The sequence below is a fragment of the Actinomycetota bacterium genome, assembly GCA_041658565.1.
In the GTDB taxonomy this organism is placed as follows: Bacteria; Actinomycetota; AC-67; order AC-67; family AC-67; genus JBAZZY01.
Map to the genome: position 1 here is coordinate 1 of JBAZZY010000041.1, position 14444 is coordinate 14444.

Below are 14444 nucleotides of genomic sequence, written 5' to 3' on the forward strand. Positions count from 1 at the left end.
ATCTCCCCCGTCAGCCGCTGAGCCGGGAACTCGTCTTGCGGCAGATGAGACAGAAATGCCCTGGCGTTCAAAAACACCGCGTGTCCCCCGATCGGAGCGACAATCGGAACACCCTCTGTCTGCAGCCGCTCCCCTAAGTACGCGACCTGCCCGACGCGCGCATGCAAGTGCGCCTCATCGACCGATTCGTAAACACCCCGCGCGATGGCCTCCATGTCGCGTCCGGCCATACCGCCGTAGGTGTGCAACCCCTCGTACACGACACACAAGTTCCGCGCTTCCTCCAATATCCGCTCGTCGCGAAGAGCGAGATACCCGCCGATGTTCACGAGGTGGTCCTTCTTCGAACTCATCCATGCGCCGTCGGTGAGCGAGCAGATTTCGCGAACGATGTCGCGAACACTTCGGTCCGCATAGCCGGGTTCACGCTGCCTGATGAACCAAGCGTTCTCGGCGATCCGTGTCTTATCCAAGTACAGGGCGATCCCGTGCCGGTTGCACATCTCTCGGACGGCCGCCACGTTCTCGACACTGATCGGCTGACCTCCCGCCATGTTCACCGTTCCGGCAAGCGAAACGTACGGGATGCGTTCGGCCCCGTACTCGCGAATGACTGCGTGCAACTTGTCGAGGTCGATGTTTCCCTTGAACGGGTGTTCGCTGGCGGGATCGTGCGCCTCGTCGATGATCACGTCTACGAAGGTGCCGCCGGCCAGTTCTTGGTGCATCCGCGTGGTGGTGAAGTACATGTTCCCCGGGACAACATGCCCGGGTCGGATCAAGATCCGGCTGATGATGTGCTCAGCCGCGCGCCCTTGGTGTGTCGGGACGATGTACGGATACCCGTACACGTCTTGGACCGCTTCCTCCAAGTGATAGAAGTTCACACTGCCCGCGTAAGCCTCGTCGCCGAGCATCATCGCGGCCCACTGTTGCGCAGACATCGCGTTCGTCCCGCTGTCGGTGAGCAAGTCGATGTAGACATCGGTACTGCGCAGCAGGAACGTGTTCCAGCCCGCGACCTCAAGCGCCGCAGAGCGTTCCTGCGGCGTCGTGACGCGAACGGGCTCCACGACCTTGATCTTCCACGGCTCCGCCCACGACTGCCGCCGTCCACTCATGACCGCGCTCCCCGGGATCGTCGTCCAACTCAAGGATATGCATTCACCCGTCGCCACTGACGGTTATCGGTCAGCGAAGCAAAGACAGCACGAACCCGGCCTGCGCCAGATGGTAGGTTGCCATGATGGCCGGACGAACCCACGGCAGAGGGCGAACGAACCGGTCCCAGCCGATCATCGCGTCCGAGGTGAAGAACAGCACAGCGGCGCCGGCCGCAACCGCGTCGCGCGCTCCAAAGGCGAAAACGACCATCGCCGAGATGACGCACACATACGCGGTAAGGGGGACGGCCATCTCCGGATGCCCCTGCGCGCGCGCGCCTCGAATCATGCGCAACAACACGGGCAATCCCACACCGACAACGGCAACCGCGGTCACAGCAATCACCCTGCCGGATGGGTCCTCCAGCCGCAAACCGCCGACGTAGGCAACGTGAGCGAGCAAGAACGACGCTAGTCCGGGAACGAACGCATCTTTGGGCAACATCAAGAAGACATCGCCCGCGAGAGACAGAATCAGCGCCGCGACGAACCATCCGCGCTGCGCGGGGTCCAAGGGCTCCAGTAACAACGCCACCGCGACCAGCAACGCCGTCGTCGCCGGCTTGCACGCGTACTCGATCAGACGCGACTGAACTCGCGGAGACACCGCGATCCAGTCCGAAACCGCGAAGACCCCCGCGAGTCCCAATACGACCCACGCCGCGACGCTCATCAGGAACGAATCTTGTCCGGCATTCTCATTCCGGCATCATGCCGCACAAAGACGACGCGCACTCGCAACTCAGGCCGTATCCCTGAGCAAGACCAAACCGCCGAGCACTCCGACGTAGGCCGTCCCGTCGGGACCGAACGTCACCGGAGACCAGTTGTTGTTGAAACCTAGACCGGTTCCCACGAGCTGCCGGAAAACCGTTTCTCCCGTCCGAAAGTCCAGCGCCGTGAGGTACCACGGATCGTCGGTGGCGCCGGCCGGCTTCGTGTACGTGTACACGAGCCCCGTTGCAAGCGAGAGCTTCGGCACCAACGAGGGCCCGCGCTCTTGGCTCTCCCATTTGGTCGTACAGGTCTTCGCGTCCCGGTCGACATCGATACGCGTAAGACCCGGCTCGCTCGACCCTCCGCGCGTCACCGACGCCGGACCGGAGTACCCGTAGTTGTTGACGACGACGATCGAGTCGCCGGTAACGATCAGAGACTGGTCCGTCGCGCCCTTGTCCTGGGCGAACACCGGCTCCTCACACACGAATCGATCTCCGCCGACCTGCGCGGCGCGCCGATACACCATCACATGCATTCGAGGATCGGCGTTGTCGGTAATCGCCACGAGATCCGGACCCATGAGCGACGGGGTCGTCCCGGACCCGAAGTTCAACTGCCCGGGCTTGAATCTGACTCCGTAGTCGTAAGCCTCGCGCCACGTCGCCACAGGCTTTCCATCCGCATCGGCGTCGAATCGATACAGCGCGCGCGCCGTCACGATGTACACGCCGCCGGTTTCATCCACGGCAAACGAGTTCCCGATGGCTTCCCCGGTATCCAGCTTCGCGGTGTCGCCGGTCTGCGGATCCACAACGCCGACCGTGCCGGCCGCGCTCGCGAACCACAGTCTTCCCGACCAGTCCGGGAGCACCGACATGATCTTGTCGTCCGATGCCAAAGCCGGTGACACGTCATACATCCGCGCAATCTCGAACCCGAGTCCAGCCGGTCCCGTCGTCTCCCCGACAACGAAGATCCGGCGGTCGTTCGTTGGAATCACCGCGCGGTCCAAGTTGTCGAGATAGAAATATCCGCCGCCGGAGATGTCCGAAAGGAACGTGGTAGCACCCGCCGGATTCCTCGGTGGCAACGGCATCAACGCAAGAGTTTCGAGCGTGTCGGGATCGATCATCGTTAGGCGAGGACCTTCGACCCCGACACACACGGTCACGATCCGTCCTTGCGAATCGAAGGTCACCGTCGCGCATTCCCCAACGTGAAAGGTCGAGCGGACTTCCATGTTCTTGCCGAGCGGACCCGGTCCGGGGTTCGTGTCGGTCATGTACGCGTCGACGTGCAGGTTGCTTCGCTCATTCAACGCCATGTAAGGGTTCTGCGGAACCGCGGGTGCGTGGACCGGAGACGCGATCGCCGGCGCGCCGTAGAACGTCTCCGACGACGCCGGTCCCTGCTGAACAGGTACCGGCGGGATTCCGGCGCGCGCCGGCGACAGACTCGCAAGCGTCACAGTCAGCACAGCGACCGCCCATGATCGGCATCCAGCAATCCGACGCATCTTCCGCTCCTCCCACCTCGGCTCCGTTGAACCTCCGACTTCGCCTTGCGCGGCCGAATCCCTGCGCGCCGGAGTAGCATTCCGACATCGCAGGGCACGTCGGGAGGGTGAGGGCATGACGAGTCCGGGCAAGGCTGTGGTAACCGGCGCGACGGGATTCCTCGGGGGCCACCTGTCGCGCGCGCTTACCGAACGCGGTTGGGACGTGCACGCGATTGCGCGCCCCTCCTCGCGCGCTGAGTCACTCGAGCAAACGGGCGTCACCGTCCACCGATGCGGCTTGTTCGACACCGACGCGCTTCGCGGCGCGCTCGAGGATGCGCGCGCCGTCTTTCATCTGGCCGCGCTCGTGACGGACTGGGGGTCGCGCACCGAGTTCTTCGAAACCAACGTCAACGGGACGAAGTCGGTGGCAAGCGCAGCCGCAGACGCCGGCGTCGGTCGGTTGGTACACGTGTCCACTACAGACGTCTACGGATTCCCAAACGATCCGGATCGCGATGAGTCCAGTGCGCCGGTGCGAACCGGGTGGCCCTACGTGGACTCAAAGATCGCGGCCGAGGATGCCGCTCGCACGGTTGCCGCCGCGCGCGATCTGCCGCTCACCATCGTTCGGCCGGCGACGATCTTCGGACCCGGCGACAAGTACTTCGTGCTCGAGATCGCTCAGTACTTGCGCGCGGGCCTCGTTCCGGTGGTGGGAGGCGGGCACGCGCGCCCCGGATTCGCATACGTCGAGAACCTCGCCGACGTCATCGTCCAGGCGGGAACCGTCCCGGCCGCAGTCGGCGGCACCTACAACTTGCACGACGCGACCGGCGCGACGTGGCGCGAGTACGTCTCGAAGCTCGCCGACGCCTTGGGGTACCGCGCGCGCCGGTTGTCCCTGGCTCCGCGGGTCGCCGGCGCCATCGCCGCGGGAATGGAAACAGCGTGGGGAGCGTTCTCGATCCGATCGCGACCGCCGCTCACGAGACACGCGATCGCAATCCTGGGGACCGAGCAGGAGTTCCCAACCCAGCGCGCGCGCCGCGACCTCGAGTGGGCCCCACTGATCGATTTCGATCAGTCCATTGCACGATCGGCGGAGTGGTGCAGGCCACTTCTGGCGAAACACCGCGCGCGAACGCCTTAAGTTTCCGACCCGAAGGCGCCCGGTCAAGTCCGTGACCTGGGATGCATGCTCCGGCAAGCGCTTGTGAAGGACTTCACGAAATATATCAAAAGGAAGAAACCGAAACTACGTCGAACTCAAGCCAATCACTCGGAGTCGTCGGCCGAGGGAGGCCGACACACGACCGACAGTTCTCGTGGCTGCCACGTCAAACTTCGGCCTCCTTCTGTCGACGGACACCCGGCGGGTGGGCAGACGGGGAGCCCTGTCCCCCGCCGGGTGACGTTGCTCCTCAACGCTGGTTTCCGCGGCGCAGCCTCGTGCGCAACGGCGCGAACGGTGGAACCCCCCGGATCGCGAGCACTACCCCCAAAACACAAATCAACCCGGCAACGCGCAATCCGACCGACGGCCCGAAGGGAAACGCGGTGGCGAAACCGGCGCCTGCTACCCAGCACACCTGGAAGACGGTCTCGTAGCGAGCAAACGTGCGTCCGCGCACTTCCTCGGGTGCGTCCGCCTGGACCAATGCGTCGAACCCGAGACGAGCGGTCGAGGTAAAGACCGCGATCACGCCGCTCAACAACACCGCCCTGGCAAGGCTGAAGCCTCCCGACACGGCGACCGCGCTCGCTCCAATCGCAACCAGCGACCCGACAAGGATTGCCGGTTCGCGAACAAGCCGCCGCATTGCAGGCGCAAGTGCCGCACCGGCCAGCGTCCCCAAAGCCGCAGCAAGCGCCAACAACGCGAACCCCATAAGGCCATACCCCTCCCTGCGAATCGCAAACGCAATCAAGAACGCAAGGAATCCCAGCGCCGCTCGCGATGTTGCCGTCGCGATCCCTCCAGCCAGCAACCGGGGACTCAGCAACAGATGCACCGCGACGGCCGGCACGTGGCGCCGCAGACGAAACACCGTCGGAAGGCCGAGTCCGGCGAAGCAGGTGACCACGAACGCCGCGGCCGCAAGACGCAGTGTCGCCGACGACCCCGCCAGTCGGTGAATACCCAGACCAATCGCTCCGGCAACCGATCCACCCGCCAGCGAAGCGATCGAGAGGCGCGCGTTTGCCCACACGAGCGTTCGTCCGACTGGGAGGATCTCGGGGACGAGCGCGCTGCGGCCGACGCTGTGCGCGCGAGACAGAACGAGGATCCCGAATGCCAACGGATACAGCGCCGGATCTTCGGTACGCGTGGACGCGACTACCGCCAGCAGAACGCGTCCCGCGGAAGCAATCACCAGTGCCGCTCGATACGAGCCTCTCCATCGGTCGAGCAGCGGACCCACGACCGGAGCCAGGAGAGCGAACGGCGTCATCGTGAGCAACAAGTACAACGCCACGCGATCACGCGCCTCGCCGATCGATACGGAAAAGAACAACGTCTCGGCGAGCGACACGGCGACCAATGCATCGCCTGCTGCGTGAATGGCCTGAATCCAAACGAGCCGTCGAAAGGGAGGCCAGTCGTCGATCCTTCCGTCCGCGAAAGCCAAAACCCCTCCTCGCTCGACGGGACCCGCCCGTCATTATCCCGCCTCACGAGGAGCCCGAGGCACCGGAATCACGAAATCCCGGACCTTTCGTCTGAAAGCGGCATAGAGCGAGGAAACGGAGCGCGCATATCGAAGCATGCACCGCGTCGCACTCTGGAGGGACTTCATGCGAAAGATCGCCGTACCCATCGTTGCCCTCGCTCTTGCCGCCCCCACCGTCGTCGCGGCCAAGATTGACCTCGGATGCTCAAGCACGACGGTCACCTCTGCCATCGGCGGCATCGTCGCCAATGCCGACGGCGAACCGCTGCCGGGCCTTCGCGTCGAGCTTTACCAAACCAACCGGAGCACTCCCACGGGGGATCGCGACACCACCGACGAGCAAGGTCGCTACCGGATTTGCGCCGGAACCGTCAGCGGGTCCGGCCACGACACCTACGACGTGCACGTCGTAGACCTCTCTGAGGGCGGGCCGCTCTACGCGACGGCCAACCAGTCGTACACGACGTACACGAACCTCTCGGACGCCGACTTCACGCCCGATTCCGGACATCCCATGCTGCGCATGACGAACCTGCGCATTACTCCGAATGACATCTCGACAACCGACGGACCTGTCGAGGTGACTTGGACCGCCCGGTCGAAAGCTCCCCCCGAGACGACAATGCTGCTGTCGCTGGGGCACATCGGCGGACCGGCCGTGCAGATGGAGTTCGACGGCGTCGAAGGACCCGGACCGGCCGGCGGCGGTTGGAACCGATGGATCCACACCGAGACCATCCCCGCCAACTCAACCGAGAACCTGTTCTGGTCGGATCTCTCGGGAATACGCGGAGGCGTGGCAATCACGCAGACTGATCGGCAGCCCTACGTAATCGATAACTCCGCCCCGCTATTCGGACTCGCGACCAGCGCAATGTCTGAATGCGGTCCGGGCGTGCACGCCAACCCCTTTTCGCCGGCAAGTCCCCCCGGAACGACGAACACAATGCCGATCGTCACCCACGGCGTCTGCGACCGGTACTCGGGCGGCGCGCGCTCGGGGCTGGACCCGTTCTCGCTGCGAGGACGCATCTGCCCGCAACCGCAGGCGACCTCGGAGTGTCAAGACATCCACCCCGTCCTGGATACTCAAAGAATTGTCTGGTACCCGTCCGCCCCAATGGATCCCGGCAACTACTACTTCCACTGGCGCATCGCGGACTACGCGGGCAACGTCTCGGAGAGCCCGGTGGGATCCTTGCTGAAGATCTGCACCGAAAGCGCGCCGCGCTGCGGCCAAATCCCCTCCTTCGGTGCCTTGCAGCCGGGGAACCTGGGCAGCGGAAACACGGCCGGGATCGTCGTCGGGTCGTCTCTGACGTCACCGTCGTCGTATCCGTACATCGGCTTCCGAGTCGTCGATGCCGACGGGCAGCGCGACCTTGCGCCCGGATCACTTCGCGTGCGCGTGACCTACGGCGACGACCACACTCTGGTCTACGACTACGACCCCTCGAAGGGTCGAAACGAGTACGACGCGGTCTCGAAGAAAGGCGGCGCGAACTTCGATCTGTCCGGCGGCGTGTTTCGCGCAGACGGGTATCCCCTGCAAGGAAAGCCCCCCGGCCGCTACGTCGCGACCGCGTCGATCACCGATGCCGGCGGAAACAACGCGACGGCAACGTGGCACTGGGTGCTCGCAGCCGCGGCGTAACCCGCCTCCCCGCCCCGAAGCCGTCACGGGTTACCATCGAGACAATGGCCACGCACGGAGAGCGCCTGCTGGCCCAAGCCGAGGCGCGCGCGAAGGCACGCGGCGAGCGAAAGCGGCGATCGCTTCTTCTCGCCCCCGCAACCGCAGCGACGCTATGGGCACTCGCCGATCTCGTCGCCGCCCGCCATTCCCGTCTGTCGATGCTTCACGCCGGCGTTCTGCGCTACGTTTTCGATCACACGCAAGTCATCGCGTGGACGATCGCGCTCGTCGTGGTGCCGCTCGCGATCTCGGTCAAGCGCCACCCAATCCCGGGAGGCGCCGCGCTCACTTTGCTCGCAGGACCAATCGCGACGCCTCTGGTGTTTGGCCACGGCGGATGGAAGGCGTGGCAAACCGGGATCGTCATCCTCGCGTGCACTCTGATCCTGGCGGGCGCGCGCGCCCGGGCCCGCGCACGTACCGCGCGCGGTACGTGACTCAGACCGGCGCGCGCTTCGCCGACGCGGTACTCGGCGCGCGCTTCGCCGGTTCCCACGCGATCTCCGGAGCGTCCTTCCACAGTCGTTCAAGTTCGTAGTAAGCCCGCTCTTCCTCGTGGAACACGTGCACGACGATGTCGGCAAAGTCGAGCAACAGCCATCGGTTCTCGCGCTCGCCCTCACGCCGAAGCGGCTTGACGCCCGCGTCTCGTAGTTCGTCCTCGATCGCGTCGCCGACCGCGTGCACGTGGCGATCGGTGCCGCCCGAGACAAGGACGAAGTAGTCGGTAATGGCAATCAGTTCCCGGACCTGCAAAACACGGATGTCACGGCCCAGGTGCTCGGCTGCGGCACGCGCCGCGCGCACTGCGAGCGTGCGCGGCATCGGTATCTTCTTAGCCTTCAGTAGGAATCACCCTCGCCTGCGAAGTCCTTGCCCAGGACCACGGTAACGTCGACGACCGTCTGTCCTCGTGTCCCGAACTCTACTCGCCCGAGGCCCAGGAGTTCTCGGACGTCACGGCTCAGTGCGACACCCGCAGCGTCGTCGCTGTACCCAATGATCCGAGTCGTCGCCACGTCGAACGAAGGTGCGTTTCCCGTCAACGCGATCCGAATACCACCGCGAATCAGAGCATCGGCGGCACGAAGTCCCGCCTCCGGAGTTCCGTTCCCGTTTCTGATCTCCGCGCGGGGACGCATCGAAGGGGCTTGCCCGCGGACGAACGCCGAAGAAGTGAATCGACGTCGGACAAGCGCATCCAGGCCGTCTTCCTGAACCGCGTACACCTCCTCCGAGCCGCCCGAGCCCACGATATCCACCGGGAGAACTTCGTAACCGCGCGCGCCCGGCTCCGTCGCAGCGAACCACCCCAGCGCGCGCGCCAGCGCGCGCCTGCCGTCGCGCTCCAGCGAATTCGCGGCGGTGTTCGTGAGCGCGCGCTCAATGTCCTCCGGCTTCGCAGCGGCGACGGCATCCCAAACCCGGCGCGCGCGCACGAACCGCTGGATCTCAGTCCCGGATTCCTCGCGGTGCGTCAGGTACCGAACCGCCTCGGATCCACTCATCCGCTGTGCCTCGGATCCCGACGACCCCGGCCCGTTGTCCGCCGTGGAGTCCCCGTCGCGAATCTCGATGCCGCCGAGTTCGTCCACGAAACTCGAGAACACTGCGTCATCGATCTCTTGCGTCTCGTCGATCTCGATTCCCAGCAGGTTCTCGACCGCAAGTCTCTGCGCCCGCAGGGACTGCACGCTCAACGCGCGACCGATCGCCTCGAATCCCTGACCCGGGATCGTTCCAAGCGTCCCCACAGGAATGAACAGCGCAACGGGACGGTCGCCCTCGTGTCCAGCCGCAAACACCGTCAACGAGTCGGCCTGATGCGAAAGATCGTCACGCAGACTGAGCACGAGCAGCAGCGTGTCTTGAACGATCATCGGCGCGGGAGTGCTGGGAGCCGCGGGGCTGGACTTCTGAACCGTGAACACGCCCACCCCGATTGCCGCCAGCACCGCAAGCGCGACCGCCATACCGACCAACCTGCGACGAGCGCGCGCACGCCGCAGTCTCCCGGTACGTGTCCCGGGATCCTTCTCGATCACGACGTCAGCGATACAGACCTGCCTTCTCGATGTACTCCGCAACGCCGACGGGCACGAGGTATCGAATGGGCAGTCCCTCACGAACCCGCCGCCGTACGTCAGTGGAACTGATCGCCAGCGCCGGGATTTCCATAGGCGAAACCCGAGCCGCCAGCGAAGGGGGCAATTCCTCCCGCAGCCGACTCAGATCGTAGCCGGGCCTCGTCGCGGCGATGAACCGCGTCCCCGCCAGCACGGCGTCCGGGTCCTTCCAAGTCAAGATCTGCAGGACCGCGTCGGCACCCGTAATAAAGAAGAACTCGGATCCGGGAGATGACTTCCTCATCTGATCCAGGGTGTCGATCGTGTAGGTGGGACCCGCGCGATCAAGCTCGATGCGGGACACCGAGAAGGACGGATTCCCAACGGTGGCCACTACGGTCATCAGGTAGCGATCCTCGGCCGGAGCGAGGTCGGCATGGCTCTTCTGCCAAGGGCTTCCGGCGGGCACAAACACGACCTCGTCTAAATCGAAGGCATGCCGCGCATGCTCGGCGGTCACCAGGTGGCCGGTGTGAATCGGGTCGAAGGTCCCGCCCATCACGCCGACCCGTCGGGCGCGGGAAACGGTCATCGCAGCGAGTGTAACAGCGAGGGTCCCCATTGCCGGGGACCCTCGCGGAGGATTGCCGCGCTAAGAAACGATGATCTTCCCGGCCATGACCTTGCCGTGCACGACGCAGTAATAGGGGTAAGTCCCCGCCTTGTCGAACGTGTACATGAACGTGCCGGTCGTCTGCGCTGCGTCGCCGGAATCAAACAACTTGTCGTCGGCAGTTACCGTGTGCGGCAGTGAGCCCTCCCACTTCCACATAACCATCGTTCCCACGGCCACCGTCAACTCCGCCGGTTCGAAGACGTTGTCTTTCACGGCTACGGTCGGTGCGTCCGCGTGGCTCGACGATACGACCGAGGGTGTCGGGCTCGTTCCCGGCGTCCCTGTGGTCTTCCCGCCGCAAGACACCGCAACGACGGAAAGAACCGCGACGAGGGTCAACATTCTTGCAGTGCGCACAGCTTCCTCCTCCTCCATCCAACACCGACCAACTTGTGGGGCGGTCCTTTACTCGACGACTACGGTTCCCTCCATGGTCGGATGAGCGTCGCACTGGAACCGGTAAGTTCCCGCCTTCAACGGCGGAATCTGGTAAGTCCTCTTGCCGACGCCGGTGAAGAACTCACCTTTGTAGATTACGGTCGTTCCCTCGTATATCGAGAAGTTGTGGGGAATCCCTGCGTCCTGGTTGTCGAGCGTTAGCGCGATCGGAACATCCGCCGCGAACGCCAGTTCCTTGAGGTCGAACTGCATGTTCTTCGCCACGATCGTCGCCTCGCTCGCTGCAACCGAGGTGCCGGACGATGGAACCGGGGTCGCGACGGACGGGGTTGCGGTTCCGGACGGGAATCCGCTGTCCTTCGCCGACGTGCAGGCAGACCCAATGAGCGCGACCGCCGACATGAGGGCAAACACGGACACCAAACGTCGCATGAGGTTCTCCTTCACTCGGACAGCTTCCCGAAGACCGGGCTTATCTTCCTAACAACTCGGAATAGTGCGCAAATCATCCCCCCGATAGACTCCGGATCTAGAAAGATACGTAGGGTGGTAGCCTCCGGGGTATGGACGAGAAGAGCATTCAAGACGCTCTCCATCAGTCTGCCCGGATGTACGGCGTTCTCCTCGGTACCGACGCCCCCGATCCGCGTGCCCTCAGCAGCCAAACCGTCTGGGATTTCGACCACCATTTCACGCCCGGCCTCATTCGCTATCGCAAGTCGGTGACCGAAGCCGGGGATTTCGCGGCGCTCGAGTGGGACGGCGAAGGGTCGATCGTCCGGGACATCCTCGGACGGGAATGGATCGACTGCCTCGGCGGCTACGGCATCTACAACCTCGGAATCCGCCACCCCGAGGTCGTCGCGGCGGTGCGAAAGCAGTTGGATCGGAACCCAATGCCGACGCAGGAATTGCTCGACCCGTTCAAGGGCATGCTGTGCAGGCTCCTTGCCGCGATCGCTCCCGGGGATATCTCGAATGCCTTCATCTGCAACTCCGGCGCCGAAGCGGTCGAAGGTGCGATGAAGATCGCCAGGGCGGCCACGGGACGACCGGGGTTCGTCTGCGCGACGGGCGCCTTTCACGGAAAGACCCTCGGAGCCTTGTCGCTGATGAGCAAAGAAGCCTTTCGTGCGCCCGTGGAGCCCCTTCTGGGGCCCGTCTTTCGCATTCCGTTCGGCGACTCGGACGCTGCCGAACGAGTGATCGGCGCTCACGCCGACGAGATCGCCGCAGTCGTGATGGAGCCGGTCCAGGGCGAAGCTGGAGCAGTCGTTCCCCCGGACGACTTCTGGCCCCGCCTTCGCGCCGCCTGTGATGCCACCGGTGTTCTCCTAATCGCCGATGAGGTTCAGACCGGACTCGGGCGCACCGGAGCGCTGTGGGCCGTCGACCACTGGGGAGTCGCCCCCGACATCCTCTGCGTAGCGAAGTCGCTGGGGGGCGGCGTCATGCCGGTGGGAGCCGTCCTCGGACGAGGACACATCTGGCAGACGCTCGAGCCGAATCCCTTCCTTCACACATCGACGTTCGGCGGGAATCCGCTCGCGTGCGCAGCCGCGATCGCCGCCATCCACGTGACACTCCGCGAGCGCCTGTGGGAGCAGGCCGCCGAAAAGGGCGCGCGGTTTATGGCAGGCCTCCGCAATTTGCAGGATCGTCACCCAAGCGTGCTCGTTGACGTGCGGGGCATGGGCCTGTTGATCGGCATGGTGTTCCCCGACGACGAAACCGGCTACCGGGTGGCGGCAGAACTCTTCAGGCGCGGAGTTCTCGTCGCGGGTACCCAAATCGCGGCAACGACGATACGCATCGAGCCGGCATTGACGATGCCTGGAGACCTGATCGACGAAGTGCTGACACGACTCGACGCCACGTTCGCGACCGTTCAGGGCTGATCGAAAAGGAGCGGCCTCGAAGGACCGCTCCTTTTCGTCTCTTCGATACCTACCGCGGCGCGCGCGCCCCGTGCTTGTGCTCGCGATTGCGCGCGGCCTTCTTTGCAACCTTCGGCGATTCGACCCCTGCGGAGTCCACGGACAATTCATCCAGCGCGGAACAGAATGCTTGCGCCCCAGCGACTGTGGACAGATCGAACACAGACCCGGCGACCTCGGCGGTCCCCCCACGGGCCGCCGCGGACACGAAACCACCGTGGTTCTTCACCACGAGCCCTGCGAAACGGGGATCGTGGCCCTTCGGCGCACACCCGGCAACCAAACTCACGACCGCACCGTGGACAGCGTCGGCTTCAGGCTCTTGTGCAGGCTCCTGCGGATCCGCGGAAGGTTCCGGCGCAGGCGGATCGACAACCTCACCGGGCGTCGGCTCCGCAGTAGGTTCCGGCGTCGGCTCAACGGTCGGCTCGGACGACGGTTCGGCCGTTGGTTCGACGGCCGGAGTCTCGTCAGGCGAGACCGCAGGCACCGGCGCAGGAGACTCGGTTCCCTCGGCTGCCACTCGAACGATGTCCGGTCCGGCCATGGCGCCAAACACCAGCGACGCGGCCAGCACAACTGCAAGTCGCAAACTCTTCATCTAGTTATCCCCCTGGACCCCGATAAGCGCGGACGTAGTCAATATCGGCCAGGTGAGCCGTTTCGATGAATCGGGCTTACCCCCGCGAAATACAGGATTTCAGGACGACCAACGCGGGGTTTCAACGAAGTCCTCGAGGGTCACCTCACGCCGTTGAGGACGTGGCGCGCGACGGATGCCCGTGAACGACGAAGGGGCCCGCGGCGGAGCCCCTTCGTTCGAATGATCGCCGCTCAGGCCACACTCGGACCAGGCGTCGTTGCCGCCAGCGCGGCATCGGCCGGAGTAGCTGAGTTGAACTCAAGACTCGACGGCGCCTCGATCACGTCGAGGACGAACAAGTTGACGACCTCATCCCACGCGTTCAGGGTGAGTTGAACATCGTGTTCGACCGCCCCCTCGCCATCTTCCTGCGTGAATCCCAAGCCTGTAATCGTGAACTCCACGAGCGACAAGCCGTTCTCCTGAGCCTGAGGAGTCACCTCCACCGTGCCGATCCCCGGTGCGGGGTCTCCGGTGGCGCTGGCGTCCTCCCCGAACATCGACACCCCGTCGATCCCCAAGTGCACCGTAATCTGCGCCGGCGCCCGCACTTGCCCCACAAGCAAGGTCGCATACGCACGAACCGTGAGGCTGTCGATGTTCCCCGTAAAGGAACCTTCGAACAAGGCGTCGTAGATCGTGCGATACCCGGCACCACTCGCGACGTAGGTGTTGGCATACGCACATCCGTATCCATCCGCGACAGAGGTCGAGGGCGCCTCCTGGTCCCACCACGCAACCGCGTTGTCCACGACAACAGAAAGGTTGCCCACAGGAGTCGTCTGGGCTTCCGGACAGTGAAAGTAGTTCATCTCCGCACGCAAGGCCGGATCGGCGCGCCCCGGAACGGGACTGCCCCAGGTTCGGTTGACTCCTGATGTGTGAGGATTAGGTCCTCACCGGAAGGAAAGGTCACCATGCCCAAAGCGTTCCCCGAGGAGTTCCGTCGCGACGTCATCGCCGTGGCTCGC

15 protein-coding genes are annotated in these 14444 nt (G+C 64.5%); 4 read left to right on the forward strand and 11 right to left on the reverse strand.

The genetic code is table 11. From position 1 onward, the window contains the following. From WDA27_13960 to WDA27_13970, 3 genes are all read right to left on the reverse strand, one after another. Window positions 1-1121 (reverse strand): tryptophanase (locus tag WDA27_13960; protein MFA5892034.1); only part of this gene is annotated, 1121 nt, incomplete at its 3' end. A 70-nt stretch (window positions 1122-1191) separates the two neighbouring features. Next, the gene (locus WDA27_13965) at window positions 1192-1836 is read right to left on the reverse strand and encodes a lysoplasmalogenase (protein MFA5892035.1); all 645 of its coding nucleotides are present in this window, start codon (window positions 1834-1836) and stop codon (window positions 1192-1194) included. 69 nt (window positions 1837-1905) lie between these two features. Next, a complete protein-coding gene (locus WDA27_13970; protein ID MFA5892036.1) occupies window positions 1906-3399 on the reverse strand; it encodes a hypothetical protein in 1494 nt (497 codons plus the stop codon). 115 nt (window positions 3400-3514) lie between these two features. Here WDA27_13970 and WDA27_13975 point away from each other — a divergent pair, with 115 nt between their 5' ends. After that, complete coding sequence (locus tag WDA27_13975; GenBank protein MFA5892037.1) at window positions 3515-4534, forward strand: NAD-dependent epimerase/dehydratase family protein; 1020 nt, start codon at window positions 3515-3517, stop codon at window positions 4532-4534. 271 nt (window positions 4535-4805) lie between these two features. Here WDA27_13975 and WDA27_13980 read toward each other — a convergent pair whose 3' ends face one another. Continuing rightward, entirely contained in the window at window positions 4806-6014 is a 1209-nt protein-coding gene (locus WDA27_13980) for a hypothetical protein (GenBank protein MFA5892038.1), read from the reverse strand. A 166-nt stretch (window positions 6015-6180) separates the two neighbouring features. Between WDA27_13980 and WDA27_13985 the strand changes: the two genes are divergently transcribed. Together WDA27_13985 and WDA27_13990 are read left to right on the forward strand one after the other, a co-directional pair. Beyond that, window positions 6181-7710, forward strand: coding sequence for a carboxypeptidase-like regulatory domain-containing protein (locus WDA27_13985; GenBank protein MFA5892039.1), 1530 nt, complete (start codon window positions 6181-6183; stop codon window positions 7708-7710). 44 nt (window positions 7711-7754) lie between these two features. Beyond that, window positions 7755-8189: a hypothetical protein gene (locus WDA27_13990; GenBank protein ID MFA5892040.1), complete on the forward strand. Its 435-nt coding sequence runs from the start codon at window positions 7755-7757 to the stop codon at window positions 8187-8189. 1 nt (window position 8190) lies between these two features. Here WDA27_13990 and rsfS read toward each other — a convergent pair whose 3' ends face one another. The 5 genes from rsfS to WDA27_14015 all read right to left on the reverse strand — a co-directional run bounded on the left by rsfS (window position 8191) and on the right by WDA27_14015 (window position 11325). Then, the gene (rsfS, locus tag WDA27_13995; GenBank protein MFA5892041.1) at window positions 8191-8577 is read right to left on the reverse strand and encodes a ribosome silencing factor; all 387 of its coding nucleotides are present in this window, start codon (window positions 8575-8577) and stop codon (window positions 8191-8193) included. 17 nt (window positions 8578-8594) lie between these two features. Then, the gene (locus WDA27_14000) at window positions 8595-9725 is read right to left on the reverse strand and encodes an LCP family protein (GenBank protein MFA5892042.1); all 1131 of its coding nucleotides are present in this window, start codon (window positions 9723-9725) and stop codon (window positions 8595-8597) included. A gap of 76 nt (window positions 9726-9801) precedes the next feature. Then, a complete protein-coding gene (nadD, locus tag WDA27_14005) occupies window positions 9802-10410 on the reverse strand; it encodes a nicotinate-nucleotide adenylyltransferase (GenBank protein MFA5892043.1) in 609 nt (202 codons plus the stop codon). Between the two features lie 60 nt (window positions 10411-10470). After that, a complete protein-coding gene (locus WDA27_14010; GenBank protein ID MFA5892044.1) occupies window positions 10471-10851 on the reverse strand; it encodes a plastocyanin/azurin family copper-binding protein in 381 nt (126 codons plus the stop codon). 48 nt (window positions 10852-10899) lie between these two features. Beyond that, complete coding sequence (locus tag WDA27_14015; protein ID MFA5892045.1) at window positions 10900-11325, reverse strand: cupredoxin domain-containing protein; 426 nt, start codon at window positions 11323-11325, stop codon at window positions 10900-10902. Window positions 11326-11456: 131 nt separating this feature from the next. On the opposite strand from WDA27_14015, the gene WDA27_14020 reads away from it, so the two are divergent. Further along, window positions 11457-12791, forward strand: coding sequence for an aminotransferase class III-fold pyridoxal phosphate-dependent enzyme (locus WDA27_14020; protein ID MFA5892046.1), 1335 nt, complete (start codon window positions 11457-11459; stop codon window positions 12789-12791). A gap of 49 nt (window positions 12792-12840) precedes the next feature. On the opposite strand, the gene WDA27_14025 is transcribed toward WDA27_14020, so the two are convergent. Both WDA27_14025 and WDA27_14030 read right to left on the reverse strand, forming a co-directional pair. Continuing rightward, on the reverse strand, window positions 12841-13431 hold the full coding sequence (locus WDA27_14025; GenBank protein MFA5892047.1) for a hypothetical protein: 591 nt from the start codon (window positions 13429-13431) through the stop codon (window positions 12841-12843). 233 nt (window positions 13432-13664) lie between these two features. After that, window positions 13665-14285 (reverse strand): hypothetical protein, encoded by a 621-nt coding sequence (locus WDA27_14030; protein ID MFA5892048.1) that lies wholly within the window; start codon window positions 14283-14285, stop codon window positions 13665-13667. Window positions 14286-14444: the final 159 nt, after the last annotated feature.

Coding starts and splice junctions, on each gene's coding strand:
- WDA27_13985 (MFA5892039.1), top strand. CDS start 6,181: ATGCGAAAGATCGCCGTACCCATCGTTGCCCTCGCTCTTGCCGCCCCC.
- WDA27_13970 (MFA5892036.1), bottom strand. CDS start 3,399: ATGCGTCGGATTGCTGGATGCCGATCATGGGCGGTCGCTGTGCTGACT.
- WDA27_14000 (MFA5892042.1), bottom strand. CDS start 9,725: ATGGCGGTCGCGCTTGCGGTGCTGGCGGCAATCGGGGTGGGCGTGTTC.
- nadD (MFA5892043.1), bottom strand. CDS start 10,410: ATGACCGTTTCCCGCGCCCGACGGGTCGGCGTGATGGGCGGGACCTTC.
- WDA27_13965 (MFA5892035.1), bottom strand. CDS start 1,836: ATGAGCGTCGCGGCGTGGGTCGTATTGGGACTCGCGGGGGTCTTCGCG.
- rsfS (MFA5892041.1), bottom strand. CDS start 8,577: ATGCCGCGCACGCTCGCAGTGCGCGCGGCGCGTGCCGCAGCCGAGCAC.
- WDA27_13975 (MFA5892037.1), top strand. CDS start 3,515: ATGACGAGTCCGGGCAAGGCTGTGGTAACCGGCGCGACGGGATTCCTC.
- WDA27_14030 (MFA5892048.1), bottom strand. CDS start 14,285: ATGAACTACTTTCACTGTCCGGAAGCCCAGACGACTCCTGTGGGCAAC.
- WDA27_14015 (MFA5892045.1), bottom strand. CDS start 11,325: ATGCGACGTTTGGTGTCCGTGTTTGCCCTCATGTCGGCGGTCGCGCTC.
- WDA27_14025 (MFA5892047.1), bottom strand. CDS start 13,431: ATGAAGAGTTTGCGACTTGCAGTTGTGCTGGCCGCGTCGCTGGTGTTT.
- WDA27_13990 (MFA5892040.1), top strand. CDS start 7,755: ATGGCCACGCACGGAGAGCGCCTGCTGGCCCAAGCCGAGGCGCGCGCG.
- WDA27_14020 (MFA5892046.1), top strand. CDS start 11,457: ATGGACGAGAAGAGCATTCAAGACGCTCTCCATCAGTCTGCCCGGATG.